The sequence below is a fragment of the Gudongella ferriphila genome (assembly GCF_046224405.1).
Classification (GTDB): domain Bacteria; phylum Bacillota; class Clostridia; order Tissierellales; family Tissierellaceae; genus Gudongella.
Genome location: NZ_JBJXRK010000005.1, coordinates 63371 through 83274, shown reverse-complemented (window position 1 = coordinate 83274; position 19904 = coordinate 63371). Strand labels below are relative to the sequence as shown.

General features: G+C 44.9%; 16 protein-coding genes and 2 other annotated features. All 16 genes read right to left on the bottom strand.

Going from position 1 to position 19904, the window contains the following annotated elements:
* Positions 1-36: 36 nt before the first annotated feature.
* Positions 37-1011, bottom strand: coding sequence for a 2-hydroxyacid dehydrogenase (locus ACKVDP_RS05315; protein ID WP_409227773.1), 975 nt, complete (start codon positions 1009-1011; stop codon positions 37-39).
* A 12-nt stretch (positions 1012-1023) separates the two neighbouring features.
* Positions 1024-1998 carry a 2-hydroxyacid dehydrogenase gene (locus ACKVDP_RS05310; RefSeq protein ID WP_409227772.1) on the bottom strand — a complete coding sequence of 325 codons (975 nt, stop codon included), beginning with the start codon at positions 1996-1998 and terminating at the stop codon, positions 1024-1026.
* A 20-nt stretch (positions 1999-2018) separates the two neighbouring features.
* Positions 2019-3245 (bottom strand): DUF401 family protein, encoded by a 1227-nt coding sequence (locus ACKVDP_RS05305; RefSeq protein ID WP_409227771.1) that lies wholly within the window; start codon positions 3243-3245, stop codon positions 2019-2021.
* 217 nt (positions 3246-3462) lie between these two features.
* Entirely contained in the window at positions 3463-5577 is a 2115-nt protein-coding gene (locus tag ACKVDP_RS05300; protein WP_409227770.1) for a tripartite tricarboxylate transporter permease, read from the bottom strand.
* Positions 5578-5699: 122 nt separating this feature from the next.
* Positions 5700-6749, bottom strand: a complete 1050-nt coding sequence (locus ACKVDP_RS05295) for a tripartite tricarboxylate transporter substrate-binding protein (protein ID WP_409227769.1) — start codon at positions 6747-6749, stop codon at positions 5700-5702.
* Positions 6750-7522: 773 nt separating this feature from the next.
* Entirely contained in the window at positions 7523-8725 is a 1203-nt protein-coding gene (megL, locus tag ACKVDP_RS05290) for a methionine gamma-lyase (RefSeq protein WP_409227806.1), read from the bottom strand.
* Between the two features lie 7 nt (positions 8726-8732).
* Positions 8733-9653, bottom strand: a complete 921-nt coding sequence (locus tag ACKVDP_RS05285; protein ID WP_409227768.1) for a branched-chain amino acid transaminase — start codon at positions 9651-9653, stop codon at positions 8733-8735.
* The gene (ilvB, locus tag ACKVDP_RS05280) at positions 9654-11315 is read right to left on the bottom strand and encodes a biosynthetic-type acetolactate synthase large subunit (RefSeq protein WP_409227767.1); all 1662 of its coding nucleotides are present in this window, start codon (positions 11313-11315) and stop codon (positions 9654-9656) included.
* Positions 11316-11369: 54 nt separating this feature from the next.
* The gene (ilvC, locus tag ACKVDP_RS05275; RefSeq protein WP_409227766.1) at positions 11370-12362 is read right to left on the bottom strand and encodes a ketol-acid reductoisomerase; all 993 of its coding nucleotides are present in this window, start codon (positions 12360-12362) and stop codon (positions 11370-11372) included.
* A gap of 38 nt (positions 12363-12400) precedes the next feature.
* Positions 12401-12631: an ACT domain-containing protein gene (locus ACKVDP_RS05270; protein ID WP_409227765.1), complete on the bottom strand. Its 231-nt coding sequence runs from the start codon at positions 12629-12631 to the stop codon at positions 12401-12403.
* A 71-nt stretch (positions 12632-12702) separates the two neighbouring features.
* Positions 12703-12972 (bottom strand) — a binding site (T-box leader).
* 87 nt (positions 12973-13059) lie between these two features.
* Positions 13060-14145: a 3-isopropylmalate dehydrogenase gene (gene leuB / locus ACKVDP_RS05265; RefSeq protein WP_409227764.1), complete on the bottom strand. Its 1086-nt coding sequence runs from the start codon at positions 14143-14145 to the stop codon at positions 13060-13062.
* Positions 14135-14641: a 3-isopropylmalate dehydratase small subunit gene (locus ACKVDP_RS05260; RefSeq protein WP_409227763.1), complete on the bottom strand. Its 507-nt coding sequence runs from the start codon at positions 14639-14641 to the stop codon at positions 14135-14137. The genes leuB and ACKVDP_RS05260 overlap by 11 nt, the downstream gene beginning before the upstream one ends.
* Positions 14642-15910, bottom strand: a complete 1269-nt coding sequence (gene leuC, locus ACKVDP_RS05255; RefSeq protein WP_409227762.1) for a 3-isopropylmalate dehydratase large subunit — start codon at positions 15908-15910, stop codon at positions 14642-14644. It lies immediately after the preceding gene.
* Between the two features lie 13 nt (positions 15911-15923).
* Positions 15924-17456, bottom strand: coding sequence for a 2-isopropylmalate synthase (locus ACKVDP_RS05250; protein ID WP_409227761.1), 1533 nt, complete (start codon positions 17454-17456; stop codon positions 15924-15926).
* A 147-nt stretch (positions 17457-17603) separates the two neighbouring features.
* Positions 17604-17839: a binding site (T-box leader), on the bottom strand.
* Between the two features lie 52 nt (positions 17840-17891).
* Positions 17892-18905, bottom strand: a complete 1014-nt coding sequence (locus ACKVDP_RS05245) for a homoserine dehydrogenase (RefSeq protein ID WP_409227760.1) — start codon at positions 18903-18905, stop codon at positions 17892-17894.
* 10 nt (positions 18906-18915) lie between these two features.
* The gene (locus ACKVDP_RS05240) at positions 18916-19788 is read right to left on the bottom strand and encodes a DMT family transporter (protein WP_409227759.1); all 873 of its coding nucleotides are present in this window, start codon (positions 19786-19788) and stop codon (positions 18916-18918) included.
* Positions 19789-19904: the final 116 nt, after the last annotated feature.

The following is a 19904-nucleotide window of genomic DNA, read 5'->3' as shown; positions in this document are numbered from 1 at the left end:
AAAACCAGCATTCCCGAGGGATGCTGGTTTTTTAAATTATCCTTTCATTTCCGGAATCACATTTATCGGCTCTTCTCCCTCAAGAATCCTGACCATGCACCTGGCTGCATTCCAGGCCAAATTGTCATAGGTCCTCTGGGTGCCTGCGGCAATATGGGGAGAAAGGACGACATTATCCATCTGGAGCAGTGGATTGTCTTCATCCATTGGCTCCTTCTCATACACATCAAGTCCGGCACCAGCAATTTTCTTCTCCTTAAGCGCGCCTATCAAGGCCTTCTCATCCACTACAGGTCCCCTAGATGCGTTTATAAGGATTGCATTCTCTTTCATAAGGGAGAACTCCCTCTCACCCATCAAATGATGGGTCTGGTCAGTAAGGGGAGTAAGAAGAACAACAAAGTCACTTTCAGCGAGTAGCTCATCCATTGGCTTGTATGAAATTCCCAACTCCTTTTCGGCCCCTTCTTTTCTGGACCTGTTGTAGTAGGAAACCTCCATCTTGAACCCAAGGCTGCAGCGTCTTGCAACCTCCTCACCAATCCTACCCATTCCTATTATTCCAACCTTTGTCCCGGAAACATCAAGACCCATAAGGTGGTTGTTCTCCACCTTTTTCCATCTTCCACCCTTGACAAAGGAGTTAAGCTCCGTGATCCTTCTGGCTGTTGCTATGAGAAGGCCCATTACAAAATCCGCCACCGTGTCGTCCAAAATCCCAGGTGAATGGGTTCCAATCACCCCTGCCTCCTTCATTGCATCAATATCAAAATTGTTGTAGCCAACAGTGATATTGCTGACCACCTTAAGCTTCTTGCCCCTTTCCAGGAGCTTCTTGTCAATTGGAGTGATAAGGACAACTGCACCTTCAACATCATCAATCTTCTCGTAGATATCATCATAGGTTATAGCCTTTGTATAGTCCATTGGAACCAGGTCGCAGTGCTTCTTGACATATTCCATGATTTCATCCTTGATAGGATACCCGATCAATACCTTCCTTTTTGCCATCCCAATTCCTCCTTAGCTTTTTCTCAATTCAGGCACTATACATGCGCTGTCTCCCTTTTCCAGAACCTCCACAATGGCTCTTGCAGCAACCATTGCCATTTCGTCCCGGGTCTTCCTTGTGGCTGAACCTATGTGTGGAAGGGTGACAACGTTTTTCATCTGAAGCAGGGGATTGTTTGCATCCACGGGTTCCTTTTCATATACATCAAGGCCTGCTCCTGCAATCCAGCCTTCCTCCAGGGCCTTGATCAGTGCCACTTCATCCACAACAGGTCCTCTTGATGCATTTATAAGGAAGGCTTCCTTCTTCATTTTCTTAAGTTCCCCTTCTCCAATAAGATGATGGGTTTCATCTGTAAGTGGGGTCATTACAACCAGAAAGTCCGCGTTTTGGAGGACCTGGTCCATGTCCATATATCTGGCTCCAAGCCTTTTCTCTGCATCCTCCTTCCTGGTCCTGTTATGGTAGATTATATCCATGTCAAAGCCTTTTGCCCTTTTGGCGACAGCCTCTCCAATCCTTCCCATTCCAACTATACCAAGGGTTGAATGATGGATGTCCTTTCCGAAGAACTTGTCCATCTCCCCCTTCTTCCAATTTCCAGCCTTTGTATCTGCATCAGCCTCCACAATCCTTCTTCCTGCTGATATTATAAGTCCCAATATAAGATCCGCAACTGTATTGTCCAAAACTCCCGGAGTATTTGTACCCAGGACCCCCATTGCCTTCATGTCCTGGAGATTGTAGTTGTTGTAGCCCACGGAGATATTGCTGACCACCTTGAGGCTGGGCGCATGCTTCAACAGGTCCCTGTCGATTTTCATCCCAACCTCCAATATTCCGTCCACATCCCCTATGTTGTCCACAATGCCCTGGAATGTCTTCCTCTTTGAGAAATCCCACATGATGTAGTCACAATGCTGCCCAATGTATTCCTCTGCCGCCTTTGGAATTTCATTTGCAATAAATACCTTTGGTCTTTTCATATTGTCTTATCATCCTTTCTTTAAGCAAATATCGCCATCAGAGTCAATGTAGTGGTGAAAATAAGTAGCAGCTGCAGTGCAAAATATGGTCCGTATTCCTTGTAAAGCTCACCTGTCGATACCTTCATCTCATTCAGTGTAAGGGCCTGGCAAAGATGCAGGGGTGAATAAAAATAACCGACAAAGGACACTGCCAACAGGAAGAATGTATATATGTGAAGGGCATTGCTTCCAAGGTCCATCATTGATAAAAGTGGCAATGTAACAGCCAAGGCAGATGTGGGATAGCCTGTGATGTATCCGAAGAAGAAGGATACCAGTGTAAATATCAGCATTATTCTCACGTCTCCCTGACTTCTCATTAGCAGGTCGTTGATCAGCCCCAGCATTTGGTCCATCTGGAGTATGATGTCCTTTAGGACCAGTATTGCCGTAACAAGAATTATGGTGTTGTAGTTTATTGAGTTGTAGGCCTTGTACAGAAAATCCTTCTTGTCACTCAGGAAGTATACAATTATTATGCTTCCAATCATGGAAAGGAAGAATGGAAGTCCTGTAATAAGGTTTATTACAACAGACATATATATGGGCGATGTTATTATGAACAGATCAAGAAGCTTCTTTACTGAGACTTCCCTCTCCCTTTTCTCTCCGTTGCCCTTTCCCCTCATAAATAGCATATATCCCAAGAAGACCGTTCCTGCAACAAAGGGAAGTCCGAATCCGATAACCCTATAGACATTCAGCTGAGGAATTGCAGCCTTCACAAACATGATTACGGATACAAAGGGAAACAGAAACATTGCTATGTGCCTGTAGATAAGATTTATGGCTGCCCTTCTGGCCGGAACAATGTTGAGCTCCTCACCTATGTTGTTGATAAATGGGGCTGACAGTACTGCTCCTCCAGGCACGGACATTATTCCTATCATTGAAGGGATTATCATCATGATGATCTTCTTGCTGGTGATAAGTCCAAGAAGGGAATCCACTATCCTTTGGAGGATACCGTAATGCTTAAGTAGATTTCCAAGTATCCCTATCACTGCCACCGTTAGTATCGTGTCCCTTGAATACTGGTTTAGGATAACACCCATAAAGGTCTCTCCCAGCTTAAAAAGTCCCAGACCTGAGAATAGGCTTATGGAAAGTGTAACGGCAAGAATTGCATGACTAAGCTTAAATCCTTTTCTGATCATTATTGGTATAAGTCCAAATGATGCAAGTGTAACTATTAACTGTGTCATATCTTCGCTCCTAACATAAGTTTCGTTAATCTAATAATATCATATAAGTAAACCATATTTCCATATGTTAAAAAGATAACCATTCTAGTAACATGAACCTTACATAAGGAGCTTAAACCAAGGTCCTCGCAGCAAAACACAGCCATCAAGTTACCTCTAACCTGTTTGGCTGTGTTTTACACTATATAAATTTAATTAGGGGCGTATTTGACAATCCTCAAATTCTTGGAATTATACCTCCTCCAATTACCTTTGGCCAAATTGCAGGAATTGCACCAGGCCACAACCTCATATCAAGATAACCTATGGCAACAAATAGCAGAATACTTCCAATAATAGTTATTGGTAAAGCTTTCCTTAATTTTTCCTTGCCTTCGAAGATTATAAACGTGAATATGAACCCTGGTATTGTTACACTGAAGCCTAAAGCGAAAAGGCTAGCTCCAAACCCAACCATCCACATTATTATTTTCAACGCCAATCTGCTGGATAATCTTTGTTTCCTTTCCCTCTCCCTCTTAATTTCCTTAGGAATTTCTGATTGGTCTTCATCGATATTCAGAAGTGTCTCAAGACCAACATCAAGCTTGCTCATAATGCTTGGATAAAACTCACCGATTAGAAGAAGGGATAGCATCACAAATGTAGGTATGCTGATTATCAACGGGAACAGTCTTGCCTCCTCTCTGTACCCCATGGTTTCTATGATTATAAGGAGTACAAGAATTGTCAAAATAAGAGTAAAATAGAAGCTCGTGTTCTTAAATGCATTTACCCTCTGTCTCTTTTCTTTGTTTTTCTTTTCTACAGCTATTTCCACACCTGATTTCTTCGCCTTCAAATTGCTGATCCATCCTCTGACAAATGGTATTGCCAGCATCAGAACCATTATGGTAATCAGGACTATCGATATAGGGCTGGTGAAGAAAATTGTATAGCTTCCTCTGGATATCATCAATGATGTATGGAAATATCTTTCAGCCATTCCACCGAGAATAAATCCAATTACTATTGTTATTACCGGGAAATTAAATCTCTTGAAACTATATCCAATTATACCCAAGAGTACAGCTGCAAGTGCATCCCATATGTAACCTCTGAGTGAAAATGCCCCCAAAGCACAGAATATCAATACAAAAGGTGCGAGAAAGTGAACTCTTATAAATGTTATTTTTGCCAGCACAGGTGCTATGAAGATGCCTGTCCCACTGGATATCATCTGAGATATGAATATTCCAAGTATCAGCATCATTACTATTGGGAGATCATCCCTCAATAGCAATGGTCCAGGCTGCAGTCCATGCACAATCAATGCAGCCAATAGTATGGCAGTATCAGGGCTTCCCGGTATTCCAAATGCAACTGTTGGCAATAGAGCAGGTCCATTTTTTGCATCATTGGCAGTTTCACTTGCAATCAAACCCTCTGCACTTCCTTTTCCATATTCTTCAGGATGCTTGGATGCCTGCATCGCTACTGTGTACGAAATGAAATTTGCCGCCGATCCGCCTACACCAGGTATGGCTCCAATCACTGATCCTATGAGTGATCCCCTCAAGACCTGAAATGGCCTTTTTAGAACTTCATTAATTCCTTCCTTAACCTGTTTTCCCCAATCGGAGCTGTCATCTTTTTTTACTGAATCATGGGCGATCCTCCCACCCTTTGATGCGTAGACAACGATTTCACTTATTGCAAATACGCCCACCACAAAGGGTACCAGTTTTAGTCCATCCCAAAGATAGTAGCTGCCTAAAGTGTATCGTTCAATAGCAAACAGGTCACTGTAACCAACGAATGCGAAGAGTATACCAATTCCTCCGCCTGCCAAACCCTTCAAAAGGTTTCCTTTGCTTGCAAATGCTATTGTTACAAGACCAAAAATTATCAGCCAAAAGAAATCCACGATTTTAAATGCCAATAGAAATGGCCTGATTATTGGAATTGATATAAGCAACAAAATGAGACCAATTGTACAACCTATTGCAGAGGATGTTGCCGAAATGGAAATAGCCTTTGCCGCGTTTCCTTTCTGAGCCATGGGAAATCCGTCAAGACATGTACAAGCATTGGGCGTAGTACCGGGTGTATTTAGTAGAATCGCAGGTACTGATCCTCCAAAATGCGCTGACCCCATAAGGCTCGAAAACAGAATCATAGCTGTCATTGGTTCCATTGTAAATGTGAAGGGAAGCAGCAATGCCATTCCAGTAATAGGGCTGAAGCCCGGCAATGCTCCAAAAATAATACCAAGTATTGTGCCACCTAGAATTATCAGTATCCCTTCAAGGTGAAGCAGATATGATAAAGCTTCCATTAATGCCTCAATCAAGTGTCATCCATCCTTTCCTTCCTTCCTAGAGTCAGGGATTATTACTGCGTCTATAGAAGTTATTTCAGAGTATTGATAATGATTTCCACTCCACATGGGAGTGGAAATCATTAAACTATTAACTATTGGTTAACCTTGTCTACTATACCTATCTCATCAAGCAATCTCATAACCGTCGTAAGCGTTTCATTTATTTCAGCTTTTCCCTGGAAGTCCGCATCTATATTGCTGTCTTCTGCCCAAGTCAAGAATTCCTGATTCTCGAAAACAGCAGCTATTCCTTCTTCAAGTGTATCTGTTATATGGTCTGGTGTTCCTGGAGGAGCTCCTACCATATATAGAGTCATTCCCAATGGTAGTATTTCATTCAACTCAGGCTGACCTACATCAGCAGCGACCTCAGCAAGTGTCGGGGTGTCTGGCAGAAGCGGATGCCTTTTCTCTCCCATAACTACAATTGCATTAAGGTCTCCTATCATGGACGCCTGTCCACCAACTGATCTTGCAACCATGTCAACTTCCCCTCTCATGATTGCCATGTTGATAGGAGGTGTTCCTTCAAATCCAAGAACATAGGAATATTCGACACCTAATCTCTCAAGAAGTGCAATTGTCCATGGTACCTGGGTACCAGCCATGGAAGAGTCTCCAATAAGGACTTCTCCATCAAAGTCAATCAAATCCTGGATTGACTGGATATCTCCATCTGCACTCACCCAAAGTGCTGCAGGCGACTTGTAGATGCTGCAGAACCACTCAATATCATCAAGTGGGAAATCCAACTCACCAAGGGCGTTAAAGTTAGCCATGGTTCCAACAACATCCTGACCAATGGTATAGCCATCAGGTACTGATCTATGTAGCTCACCATATCCTACTCGTCCTCCCGCACCGGGTACATTATTTACCGCAACAGGCACTCCCAACACATCAGGCAAAAATCTCGCTATCCCTCTTGCGATAAGGTCCTGGCCGTCACCTGGATCACGTGAAATGTTCCATGTAATTGTTTCCTCTGGGTAGTCAGATGCGAGAGCTTCAGAAGCTGGGGCTTCCGTTGCAGGCTGTTCAGGTGCAGGTGCTGGATCATCAGATCCTGCACACCCTGAAAGAGTTCCTACCAGCAGTGCAATAAGTACTAACAACATTGAAATTTTTCTTAGCTTCAACATATAAGACCTCCTTTTATTTTATGTTAATTATGTCCGCCACAGACGTTTTTTTCATTTCCCCCCTTTTATCCTTTGACACATCCGCAGCTACATCATATTCATCAATTTTTATAAGCTCATTTGATTTTCGATAGTAGGTTTTAATTACTTAAGAATTTAAAAATCTGGATGCTTAAGTATATTCTTGTTTTTTATTCAATTGCATTTTTCTAAAATGAATAATTCATTTTGAAACTCATTGTTAACCAATATGAAACATTAGGTTTTCATATTTAAATTTATTTATTTTTGATATTCCTCTTCCTAATTTTGTTATTTTATCTCATAATGCTGCATTTTATTGATATTTGAACATCTGCTTAAAAGACATGTTATTTTCTGATTTTATCGACATTCGTGAAATTTGATGAATTGTTTGTTAGATTTTTATCTGTTACTATTTAATATTTGCAATATTCAGTGTATTTTTTTGGTATGCTTTCTTTAGTATTGTTTAGATCACTTAATCATGGTGGGTTTTTATTTGTTATTTTATTGTCAATATGTTCCCCTTCCAAAGCACCTTGTTTGGATAGCTCTATATTTGCTGAATCATGCCTCCTTTAAACTTATATATAATTAATGCAATTTTCATTCCAAGTTGCTTTCACACTTAAAACAATTAAATTGCTGAACAGTATTGCATTTCAAAATTAAACTCCACTTTTAAGAGAATTTTTCATACTAAAAAAGACAAGGTTGTTTTTCAACAATCTTGTCCTTTATAAAAATTATTACAGTCTATCCAAAGCGGTCCTTAGGTCCTCAATTATATCCTCTGCATCCTCAAGTCCCACCGAAAGTCTTACCAGCCCATCCTCTATTCCACTTTTCATCCTTTCCTCTTCAGTATAGGTTGAATGTGTCATTGATGCCGGGTGCTGTATCAAGGTTTCAGTGTCGCCCAGACTTACGGCAAGGGTGCAAAGCTTAAGGCTGTTCATAAGGTCTATTCCAGCCTGGAGTCCATCCTTGAGGGTAAAGGCTATCATGGCTCCCGGCAGACTCATCTGCCTCTTGGCCAGCTGGTACTGGGGAAAGCTCTTCAGTCCAGGATAGAGGACCTTTTCAACAGTCGGGTGCCCCTCCAGAAACTCAGCCACCTTCCAGGCATTGTCACAGTGCCTTTCCATCCTTATTCCAAGGGTCTTCATACCCCTGTTTACAAGATAGGCGTCAAAGGGCGACAGGGAAGCTCCCGTCATATCCTTTACCCCGAATAATCTCACATGGTCCATAAATTCCTGGGTTCCAACAGCAAACCCCGCTATAACATCCCCATGGCCGTTAAGGTACTTGGTTGCGGAATGTACCACAACATCAGCACCAAACTCCAAAGGCCTTTGTATGTATGGACTGCAGTAAGTGTTGTCAACAACTACCATGCAGCCCTTTACTTCATGGGCGATATCAGCTACCGCTTCTATGTCGACTATTGTCATGTTTGGGTTTGCAGGGGATTCCAGATAAACCACCTTGGTGTTTTCCCTCATGGCCTTCCTGACATTTTCTGGATCCTCCATGTCCACCAGGGTCAACTCCACACCAAACTTTTCAAGTCCATGTGTCAGGTATGCAAATGTACATCCATAGAGGGTCTTAGCTGCAACAATATGATCTCCGGAAGAAACCAGGCTCCAGATGACAGATGTTATGGCCCCCATTCCCGATGCTGAGGATACTGCAGCCTCCCCACCTTCTAGATTGGCCACCTTATCCTCGACCTGGGTGTTTGTTGGGTTGCCAAGCCTGGAGTATATGTAGCCCTTCTCCTCTCCCGCAAATCTTCTTCCACCCTGCTCTGCGTTGTCGAATATGAATGTGGATGTCTGGTAAATCGGTGTCGCCAATGCACCCATTTCGTTTTTTCTGTATCCTGCATGAACCGCCCTTGTGGAAAAGCCCATGTCCTTCATCTGATTGTCTTCCATTCTCATCCCCCTCTTATTTATCATAGACCGGTGTAAGGTACTCCCTGTATTTTTCGTTTCCTCCTGTTGTTATGTTGAAGAACATATCCTTAAGCTGCTTGCACACCGGACCTTCATGGCCGTCCCCAACCTTTCTGTTGTCAACCTCTACAACAGCTGTGACCTCCATGGCAGTCCCGCTGAAGAACACCTCCTGGGAATTGTAGAGCTCAGTCCTTGAAACACTTCTCTCAACAACCTCCATTCCAAGCTCCTCCCTGGCAAGGGTCATTACCGTATCCCTTGTGATTCCCTCCAGAATATCATCCGAAAGAGGTGGTGTAACAAGCTTGCCCTTCTTCACAAGAAATATATTTTCACCCGGACCTTCACAGACCTTTCCATCGTGAGTAAGGAAAATTGCTTCATCATATCCGTTCTGGAGGACCTCCAGGGAAGCCAGGGCTGAATTAAGATATGCCCCTGTGGATTTTGTCCTTGGTGGAAGCATTGTGTCGGTTATTCTTCTCCAGCTTGACACTGCTACCCTCAGTTCAGATTTCCCAGCGTACTTTCCCATTGGCTGGCAGTAGATCAGAAGTCTGTTGTCATCATCGAAAAGGGTGGGCGTAAGGGATTCTGAGCCCTTGTAAACAACAGGTCTGATGTATGTGGTGGTCTTGAAATTGTTTTTCCTTAAAAGCTCCACCGTAACATCACAAAGCTCCTGTACGCTATATGGAATATCCATATTTAGAGCCTTTGCAGACTCCAGAAGCCTCTCATAGTGTTCCTTAAGCCTGAAGCCGTACAGCTGACCTTTTTCCTCGTCCCAGTATGCCCTAATTCCCTCAAAGCAACCCAAACCGTAGTTTACAACCTTTGATCTGATGCTGAGGCTAACATTCTTCTCATCTACAATTTCACCATTGAAAAATACAAAACTCTGTTCCATCTAAACATCTCCTCCTTCGTATACCATCTCATTTATGGCCTTTCCTGCAGGAACTATGGGGTATACCCATTGGTCATTTGAAAACCTGCATTCCACCACCAAGGCCTTCCTGTTCTCCACTACCCCTTGCAGGGCCTCTTCAAGCTTCTGTGGGCTGTTTGCCCTCTTTCCCTGGATGCCAAAGGCACCAGCAAGCTTCATAAAGTCAACCTCATCTCCCAGGTCAGTCTCCGAGTACCTTTCCTCACAGAACATTCCCTGCCATTGCCTAACCATTCCAAGTGAATTATTGTTAAATAGTAAAATTATAATTGGCAGGTTGTACTTTGCAACTGTACCAAGCTCATTGAAGTTCATCCTGAAGCTTCCATCCCCTGTAACCAGAACCACTCTCTTATCAGGATTGGCAATCTGCGCCCCAATGGCTGCACCCATTCCATAGCCCATGGTTCCAAGTCCTCCTGATGAAAGGAATGTCCTGGGTCTTTTGAATATCCAGTGCTGCCCTGTCCACATCTGATGCTGTCCAACATCCGTTGCTACTATGGCATCAGGGAATTTCCTGTTTGCAAGCTTAAGTGCGGTGACTCCGCTCCAATCCTCCTCATATGCATTTTCTTCCTTCATTTCTTGTATCTGCTGCAGCCATTCCCCTCTGTCAGACCCCTCAATTCTCTCCTCAAGTGCTGTAAGAATCTTTTTCATGGATCCTGTGAGATTTGCATCCACCGCCTTGTTCTTGCCTATTTCAGATGCATCGATATCAAGCTGGACCACCTTGGCCTTTGGGCCGAACTCCTCTGCCTTGCCAATGACCCTGTCGCTGAACCTTGCACCAACTGCGATTATCAGATCGCTGTGACATACTGCAAGATTGTTTTCCTTGAAGCCGTGCATCCCCACAAGCCCAAGTGAAAGTCTGTGGTCCCTTGGGAATCCTCCCATCCCCATAAGACTTGAAACTACAGGGATATCTCCCTTCTCGGCAAATTTCTGAAGCTCCCCGGTTGTTCCTGAGGATATGACACCTCCTCCAGCATATATCACCGGCCTCTGGGAGCTGTTTATCATCCGGACCACCTTGTCCATTTGGTCCAGCTGCTCATTGGCTGCTTCCTCTGGAGTGCTGACCGGCTGGGACCTTTCAAAATCAAGGGCTGTCATGAGTATATCCTTTGGGATATCAACAAGAACCGGCCCCTTTCTGCCTGATCCCGCAATCCTGAAGGCTTCCCTCATTGTCTCCTCAATCTCTTCAACACTATGTACCAAAAAGTTGTGCTTTGTGATTGTCATTGTTATGGATGTGATGTCAACCTCCTGGAAGGAGTCTCTTCCCAAAAGGGATGATGCTACCTGCCCGGTTACCACAACCATGGGAACTGAATCCGAATACGCTGTCGCTATTCCAGTGACGGTGTTTGTGGCACCTGGTCCCGATGTTGCAAAGCATACACCTGTCTTTCCGCTGGACCTGGCATATCCATCTGCCCCGTGGGATGCTCCCTGCTCATGGCTTGTAAGGATATGTCTAAAATGCTCCCTATACCTGGTCAAGGAATCATAAAGCGGAATCACAGCACCTCCGGGATATCCGAATATGGTGTCTACTCCTTCCCTAAGAAGGCACTCCATCACTATATCTGCACCTGTCAACTTCATCTTCTCACCCCTGTATTCTAGTCGTTACTGCCCTCATAAAGCAAATAATCAATTCTATTTCTTCAACCAGCTCATCATCTTTCTAAGATCCCTTCCAACAACCTCCATCTGATGGTCCTGTTCCATTCTTCTTCTGGCTGTGAAGGAAGGTCTGTTTGCCTTGTTTTCAAGTATCCAGTTCTTTGCAAAGGTACCGTCCTGAACCTCTCCAAGGACCTTTCTCATTTCATTTCTGGTCTCCTCTGTTACGATTCTTCTGCCAACGGAATAGTCTCCGTATTCTGCTGTATCACTAACTGAGTACCTCATATAGCTTAGTCCACCCTGATTTATCAAATCCACAATAAGCTTCATCTCGTGGAGGCATTCAAAGTATGCGCTTTCAGGCTCATAGCCTGCTTCCACAAGAACCTCAAATCCAGCCTTCATAAGTTCTGTAACTCCTCCGCAAAGTACTGCCTGCTCTCCGAAAAGGTCTGTTTCAGTCTCCTCCTTAAAGGTGGTCTGAAGTACTCCGGCTCTGGCTCCGCCAATCCCTGCAGCATATGCCAATGCAACATCCATGGTGTCACCGGTTGGGTCCTGGTGGGTTGTAACCAGACAGGGCACTCCCTTCCCCTCCTGATACTGGGTTCTAACAGTGTGTCCCGGTCCCTTTGGTGCAACCATGAACACATTCACATCCTCAGGGGGAACAATCTGTCCGTAATGGATGTTGAAGCCGTGGGCAAAAGCCAGGTAGTTTCCAGGCGACAGGTTATCCCTTACATTGTTTTCATAAAGTTCAACCTGCTTTTCGTCGTTTACAAGAAGCATAACAACATCCGCCCATTTGGTGGCCTCACCCGAGGTCATGACCTTAAGTCCTGCCTCCTGTGCCCTTTCCCAGGACTTGCTCCCCTCGTAAAGTCCAACCCTTACATCCACGCCTGATTCCATAAGATTAAGTGCGTGTGCGTGACCCTGGCTTCCATAGCCTATTACAGCCACCTTCCTGTCTTTCAGTTTGTTTAAATCACAGTCGTTTTCGTAGAACATTTTCGCCATTTTACCATCTCTCCCTATTATGTAATTTATTCTGTAATTTACTCTGTAACCTCGTATACATCCTGGAATCTTTTCATCTGAAGGATCATATTGTTCATAAGGTCCTCGCTTTCAGCTCCAACCGTCAGTGTAAGCTTTGAAAGGGCATCATTAAGTCCCACTTCATAAACTATTCCCTGTAGCTGGCATCCTCTTTTTCTCATTAGTCCTGTAATTCTCATTAGAGTCTCCGGTCCGTTTTTTACCATTGCATTCAAAGTTCTTGTCATTTTCATTTCCTCCCTTTATTTTTTTGATTTTGGGTATTAAAAAATCCCGTCTCTGAAATACTTATACGTATTTCAGGGACGAGATTACATTCGCGGTACCACCCTGGTTTACAATCCACTCACGCAGATTGACTCTTCAGGTCCAAGGACAAGCCTTTAACCATAGCCATGTAACGGTGGCACATCTTCCACTTGGAAGACTCCCGGTCGCAGCTACTTTTTACATTTCGCCTTGACAGCTCCGGAGTGATCATTCCTGCGTCCTCTGATCCTGACTCTCACCATCCATCAGTTCTCTGTTATCAGACTCTCTACAGTTTTGTCTCCGTCATTGCTCTTGTTTGTGATTTAAATTAAACCCATTCTATAACTTAAAATCAAAGGTGTCAACACCTTTTTTTAAATAATTTAAATTATTTAGAATATTTTCAATTGGCACCTTTTTCAATGTTCTGGGCTATAAGCCTTGTAATTTCCTTTGTTCCCACGGTTTTTCCACCTTCCATGAAAACGTCTTCCGTGTGATATTTTTCCTCAAAAACTTTTTTCACGGCATCCTCGATGGACCTTGCAGCCTCAGGCAGCCCAAGGGAATGCTCTAGCATCATGGAGGCCGACAGGATCGTTCCGATTGGGTTGACCCTGTCCAGTCCTGCCAAGTCAGGAGCAGACCCGTGTATAGGCTCATATATTCCCTCTGTTCCGTCACCCATGCTGGCTGAAGGAAGCAGGCCAATTGAACCTGTCAGCATGCTTATTTCATCTGAAAGAATGTCCCCAAAGATGTTTGATGTGAGGATCACATCAAACTGGGACGGATTCCTTACAGCCTGCATGCAGGCATTGTCTATGTACATGTGATTCAGCTCAACCTGTGGATATTCAAGGTGGATCTCCTCCACAACCTTTCTCCACAGCCTTGATGTGTGAAGAACATTTGCCTTGTCAACACTGGTTACCTTTTTTCTTCTCTTCATGGCGGTATGAAAGGCCTTCCTTGCTATCCGCTCAATTTCCTCCCGGCTGTACTCCTCAACATCCTCTGCCCTTTCACCATTTTCATCCTCCCAGGTCCTCTTTCTGCCGAAGTATATGCCTCCAGTCAGCTCCCTCACCACACAGATATCAAACCCATTCTCAACAATGTGGTTCTTGAGGGGTGAAGCCTCCTTAAGTTGAGGATAAAGAATTCCAGGTCTCAGGTTGGAGTAGGCCTTAAGTGCCTTCCTTAACCCCAGGATGGCAGCCTCAGGTCTGAGCTCATGGGGAAGGTCATCCCATTTGTCTCCTCCAACGGCTCCAAACAGCACGCTGTCACACCCCTTGATTGTATTCAGTGTATCCTCAGGCAAGGGGTTTCCTGTGACATCATAGGCTGCTCCTCCCACAAGAACATCCTTAAACTCAAATTCAATCTCAAATACCTCCGAGATCCTGTTGAGGATCTGCACGGCACTTTCCACAACCTCCGGGCCTACACCATCACCTCTTGCAACCGCTATTCTATATGTCATGTCCTTCTGCTCCTCCCGCTTTTACGTATCCTACCAAGCCGCCATTTTCAATTATCCTTCTGATAAATGGGGGGTATGCCTCGCCATTGTAGCTTTTTCCTGTGGTTAGATTCTGAATTTCACCGGTCTCATAATCCACCTTGATTTCGTCCCCATCCTCAATGTCCCTGGATGCTTCCGGGCTTTCAATTATTGGCAGACCTATGTTGAAGGAATTCCTGTAGAATATCCTTGCAAAGCTTTCCGCGATCACACAGCTTACTCCTGCGCCCTTTATGGCTATTGGGGCATGCTCCCTTGATGATCCGCAGCCAAAGTTCCTGCCCGCAACAACAATATCTCCAGCCTTTACCCTTTTGCTTATGTCAGGATCAAGGTCCTCCATGAAGTGTTGGGCCAGCTCCCTGGGATCCGCAGTGGACAGATACCTTGCAGCAATTATAAGGTCTGTGTCAATGTTGTCACCAAATTTAATCACTCTTCCCTTGGATTTCATCTACATCACCTCCAAATCTTCTGGATTCCGGATAAATCCGCTTACGGCAGAAGCTGCCGCTACAGCGGGGCTTGCCAGGTAGACTTCGGATGTATGATGGCCCATCCTGCCTATGAAGTTTCTGTTGGTTGTGGATACGGCCCTTTCACCCTCTGCAAGTATACCCATGTGTCCTCCCAGACAGGGCCCGCAGGTTGGGGTGCTTACAATCGCTCCAGCCTCTATGAAGGTTTCAATCAAGCCTTCCCTGACGGCCTGCAGGTAGATCTCCTGGGTCGCGGGAAATATTATGGTCCTGACCCCCTTTGCAACCTTTCGACCCTTCAATATCCTTGCAGCCATCCTCATGTCATCCAGTCTTCCATTTGTGCAGGAGCCTATTACCACCTGGTGGATGGAGATCCTTGGGATATCATCAATCCCATGGGTGTTGTCCGGGCTGTGTGGAAATGACACGGTAGGCCTCACCGTTGAAAGGTCAATTTCAATGACCTGGTCATATTCTGCATCCTCATCGGGGCTGTAGACCTTCCATTCCCTTTTTGCCCGGCCATCCATATAGCCTTCCGTCACCTCATCCACAGGGAATATTCCGTTTTTCGCACCTGCCTCTATTGCCATGTTGGCCATGGTGAACCTGTCATCCATTGAAAGGTGTCCCACTCCATCCCCCGAGTACTCCATGGATTTGTACCTGGCTCCATCAACCCCTATCATTCCGATGATATGGAGGATTATATCCTTTCCAGTAACCCATTCCCCTGGCTTGTTTCTAAGAACTATGGAAATAGCAGAGGGTACCTTGAACCAGGCCTTGCCTGTGGACATACCAGCTGCCATATCGGTACTTCCAACTCCTGTGGAGAAGGCTCCAAGGGCCCCATAGGTACAGGTATGTGAGTCTGCCCCAATCACTGCATCCCCCGCAACCACAATTCCCTTTTCAGGCAGCAGGGCGTGCTCTATTCCCATTTCCCCGATTTCAAAGTAGTTTGTTATCCCCTGACTGTAGGCAAACTCCCTCATGATCTTGCACTGCTGGGCAGCCTTAATGTCCTTGTTTGGAGCAAAGTGGTCAGGTACAAGGGCAATCCTGTCCTTGTGGAAGACATCCTTTGACCCCATCCTTTCAAACTCTGCAATTGCAGGAGGCGCTGTGATGTCATTTCCAAGCACCATATCAAGCTCTGCCTCTATGAAATCTCCTGCAGCCACGCTCTTTCTTCCTGCATGGGCTGCCATTATCTTCTGTGTCATTGTCATTCCCATCTAATCACCCTTTCTATACGGCCATTGCCTCTTGTGTCTCTTCTTCTTGCATCAGCTTGTTAACTGCGTTAATATATGCGCTTATGCTTGCCTGGACCACATCAATGCTGGCATCTCTTCCCACAAAGTGCTTGTCCTTGTATCTCAGCTTCACCACTGCATATCCCAAGGCATCGGTTCCTTCCGTAATGGACTGAAGTGAGAAGTCCTCAAGGGTTATATCCTTATGGACACACTGCTCAATCGCCTTGAATGAAGCATCCACAGGCCCTTGTGCAAATGAGATTCCCTCCCTGATTCCCTCTGGGGTATCCAGAACCACAGAGGCTGTTGTTGTTATGGTATTTCCGCTGTTTACAACAAACCTCTCAAGCTTGTAGTAGTCCCTTGTCTCCTTTATCCCTCTGGTCAGGAGTATCTCAATGTCCCTGTCGAAAATCTGCTTCTTCTTGTCTGCAAGGTCCTTGAATTGAGCGAAGATAATGTTAAGCTGGTCATCGTCAATCTGATATCCAAGTGAGATCACCTTGTCCTTGAAGGCATGTCTCCCGGAATGCTTGCCAAGAACCAGGTTGTTTTTGCTTAGACCAACGGATTCCGGAGTCATTATTTCGTAGGTTTCCCTGTTGCTGAGAACACCATGCTGGTGTATTCCCGACTCATGGGCAAATGCATTGGCTCCCACAATGGCCTTGTTTGGCTGAACGTTTACGCCAGTTATGCTGCTTAGCATATTGCTGGTTCTGGTAATCTCTTGGGTATTGATATTGCTGTTTGCACCGTATTTGTCGCCTCTTACTGAAAGTACCATTGCAATTTCTTCAAGAGCTGCATTGCCGGCCCTTTCACCTATTCCATTTACAGTGCACTCTATCTGTGTCGCCCCTGCCTTGATTGCTGCCAGGCTGTTTGCAACTCCCAGACCAAGATCATTGTGGCAGTGAACTGATATTTGCACATTGTCCAGATACTTGGATTTTTTTCTGATGTCCATGATAAATTCATAGAACTCATCTGGTGTTGTGTAGCCCACCGTATCAGGTATGTTGATAATTTTAGCTCCCGCCATGATCACCCTGTCAAATATCTCAGCCAGGAAGTCAGTATCGCTTCTTGTGGCATCCTCAGCAGAAAATTCAACCTGGGAACAAAGGCTGGCCGCATATGCAACCATCTCTTCTGCCCTGTCCGCCACCTGCTGGGGTGTCATCTTAAGCTTGTACTCCATATGTATTGGCGAAGTGGCTATAAAGGTATGGATTCTTGGCTTACTCGCTCCCTTAACGGCCTCCCAGGCCTTGTCGATGTCTTCCTTCACTGTCCTTGCCAGTACTGCCACAGTTGATTCCGATATATGGTCCGCTATGGCCTTTACAGATTCAAAGTCGCCAGGGGATGCAGCTGCAAATCCTGCCTCAATCACATCCACTCCCAGCTTTTCCAATTGCCTTGCCATCATAAGCTTTTCCCTGTGATTCATGCTGCACCCTGGCGATTGTTCCCCATCCCTTAGTGTTGTGTCAAAAAAACTGATTCTCTTTGTCATTTTTATCCTCCCTTTCATAAAAAAAGCATCTGAAGTGCTCTAATGTAGCTTTTTATGATACTCATGAACGAAAATTTCAAAAATTTAAGTGGTAGAAATTTTCTATTCGTAATAAAAAAAAATCCTCCGTCCCTATAGATATTAATCTATAGGGACGAAGGATAAATCTTTCGTGTTACCACCCTAGTTCGCAGCAAGCTGCCTCATTCCCGGACTATCATCCGGTATCCATATAACGGTGGCACCGTCACAGACTACTTGCCGAAGCTTTCGCCCATGCTGCTTTGAAGCTAGTATTACATACCCTTTACTGCTGATTCACACCAACCATCAGCTCTCTTGAAGTAAATTCCTGGTATCTTTCTCTTCATCTTGGCATTTCTTAATATTGAAACCTATTATATATCCACGGTGATTTAAAAGTCAACACAAAATTTATACTTTTCTAAAAATTCTTTTTTTAATCTGTAAAATATCCCTGATTATGGCCGCTGCTGCACCCCTTACATCAGAGGCTCCTCCAAGGATTGCAATCTCTCCCAAATTGTCTGTCATGTACTGTACACCCTTGTTCTTACCCTGTACTCCAAAGAATATATCCTCCTGGGACACCATAAGGGGCCTTACAACCACCCTTGGGTTTTCATCTTCAAGGTTCAGCTCACCAAGGAGCCTGTATCTCTTTCCATCCCTTTTGGCAGCCATTATATCCTCCCCTGTCAATTGGGTTATGCCTGTAACCTGGGCACCCTCAAGGGTAAGGTCTGTTCCTGCAAGGGCATTTGCGATGATTGTCATCTTTATTGCAGTATCCCAGCCTTCAACGTCCTGGGATGGATCCGTCTCGGCTATTCCTTCCTCCTGTGCCTGTCGGAGGGCATCAGTATAGGCAACCCCTTCCGTTTCCATAAGGTGAAGTATGTAGTTTGTGGTTCCATTTAGCACCCCCCTGATCCCAAGGAGCCTTGAACCCAGAAGGTCGTTCTCTCCTGCACTTATGGTTGGAAGTGCCGCCCCGGCTGTTGCCCCTATTCCAAATCCAAGACCTTTGCCATTAGCCAGGTCCTTAAGCTCCCTGTAGTGGAGCATAACCGGTCCCTTGTTTGCAGTTACAACGTGTAGCCCATTTTGCAGCGCCACCCTGATTGTACTTGTTGCAGGCTCTCCAGTCCTCTTGTCTGTTGGTGTGGCTTCTACCAGCAGGTCCACATGGTATCTCTGAAGGACCTCCTGAATATCCCAGACTCCAAAGCCCTCTTCTCCAAAGCCTGAAAGATCCCTGTTCTCTCCAAGATATCCACAAAGCCTTTCCGGGTCCAATCCCTCTTGGTCCCCAACTCCTGACCTGCTGTTCAGGGCAAATACAAGCTTCATGTCATCCCGTTCTCCAACCAGATCCATAAGTGCTCTTCCAACTCCTCCAGTACCCACTAAACCGATCCTTATCACAATACCCCTCCTAATCCCTGTCAAATGCTGTAATAAGAACAACTGCAGCCAATATTGACACAAAGCCGGCAATTGTCCTTCCAGATATCAATTCATTAAAGAGCAGAGCTCCGATGATTATGCTTGTTACAGGTTCAAAAGTGCTCAATATGGACGTCTTCTGTGGTCCAATAAGGGCCACTCCTATCTGGAAGAAGCTCACTCCAAGAAAGGCCACCAATACCGACAAAAGGGCCGATACTCCCCAGCCAAGGGGGGACATGTGAAAATCAAGGGTGCCCGTGAAGAGCCCAAAGAGAAAGATCATACCGCCTGCCATTACGCAGAGGTAAAGGGTTAGCTTCAGGGAATTCATTGATTTCAGACCGCTTCTGTCAAGATAGACAATATAGAATGCATAGGCCACAGATGAGCCAAATGCAAGAAGAAATCCAACCAGATTTATATTTGCTTCAGAGTCATTCAAGAACATCATTCCAATTATGGCAAGGCTCACTGATAGAAGCTTGATTCCGCTGGCCCTTTCCTTGAACATTATTACATACACCAGGATTACAAGGACCGGGTATGCAAAGTGCAGTGTTGTGGCTATCCCAGAGGCTATGTAGTCATAGGACATATACAGGGTCAGGGCGGTTGTCCCATATCCAAGGGTTCCCACCAATAGCAGTTTTTTTGCCTCTTCCCTGGTAAGCTTAAGCCCAACCTTTTGGTTCCTGTTGACAAAATATATCAGCACTGGAAGGACCAGAAAAAATCTTAGGAAAGATAGGGTCACGGGATTTCCCCCTTCCTGATAGACCGTCTTTGCCATAAGGGGCATGCTCCCAAATACTATTGCAGAAATTACCACAGCTATGTAACCTTTAAGTTTTTCAAACATTTTGTCCTCCACAATTAAGTCATTAATTAGATTATAACCATTCTGTCCCCTTTTTGCATCCAATTAATGAAAACAAAAAATCCCCAGAATAAATCCTGGGGACCTGAATCGGCATT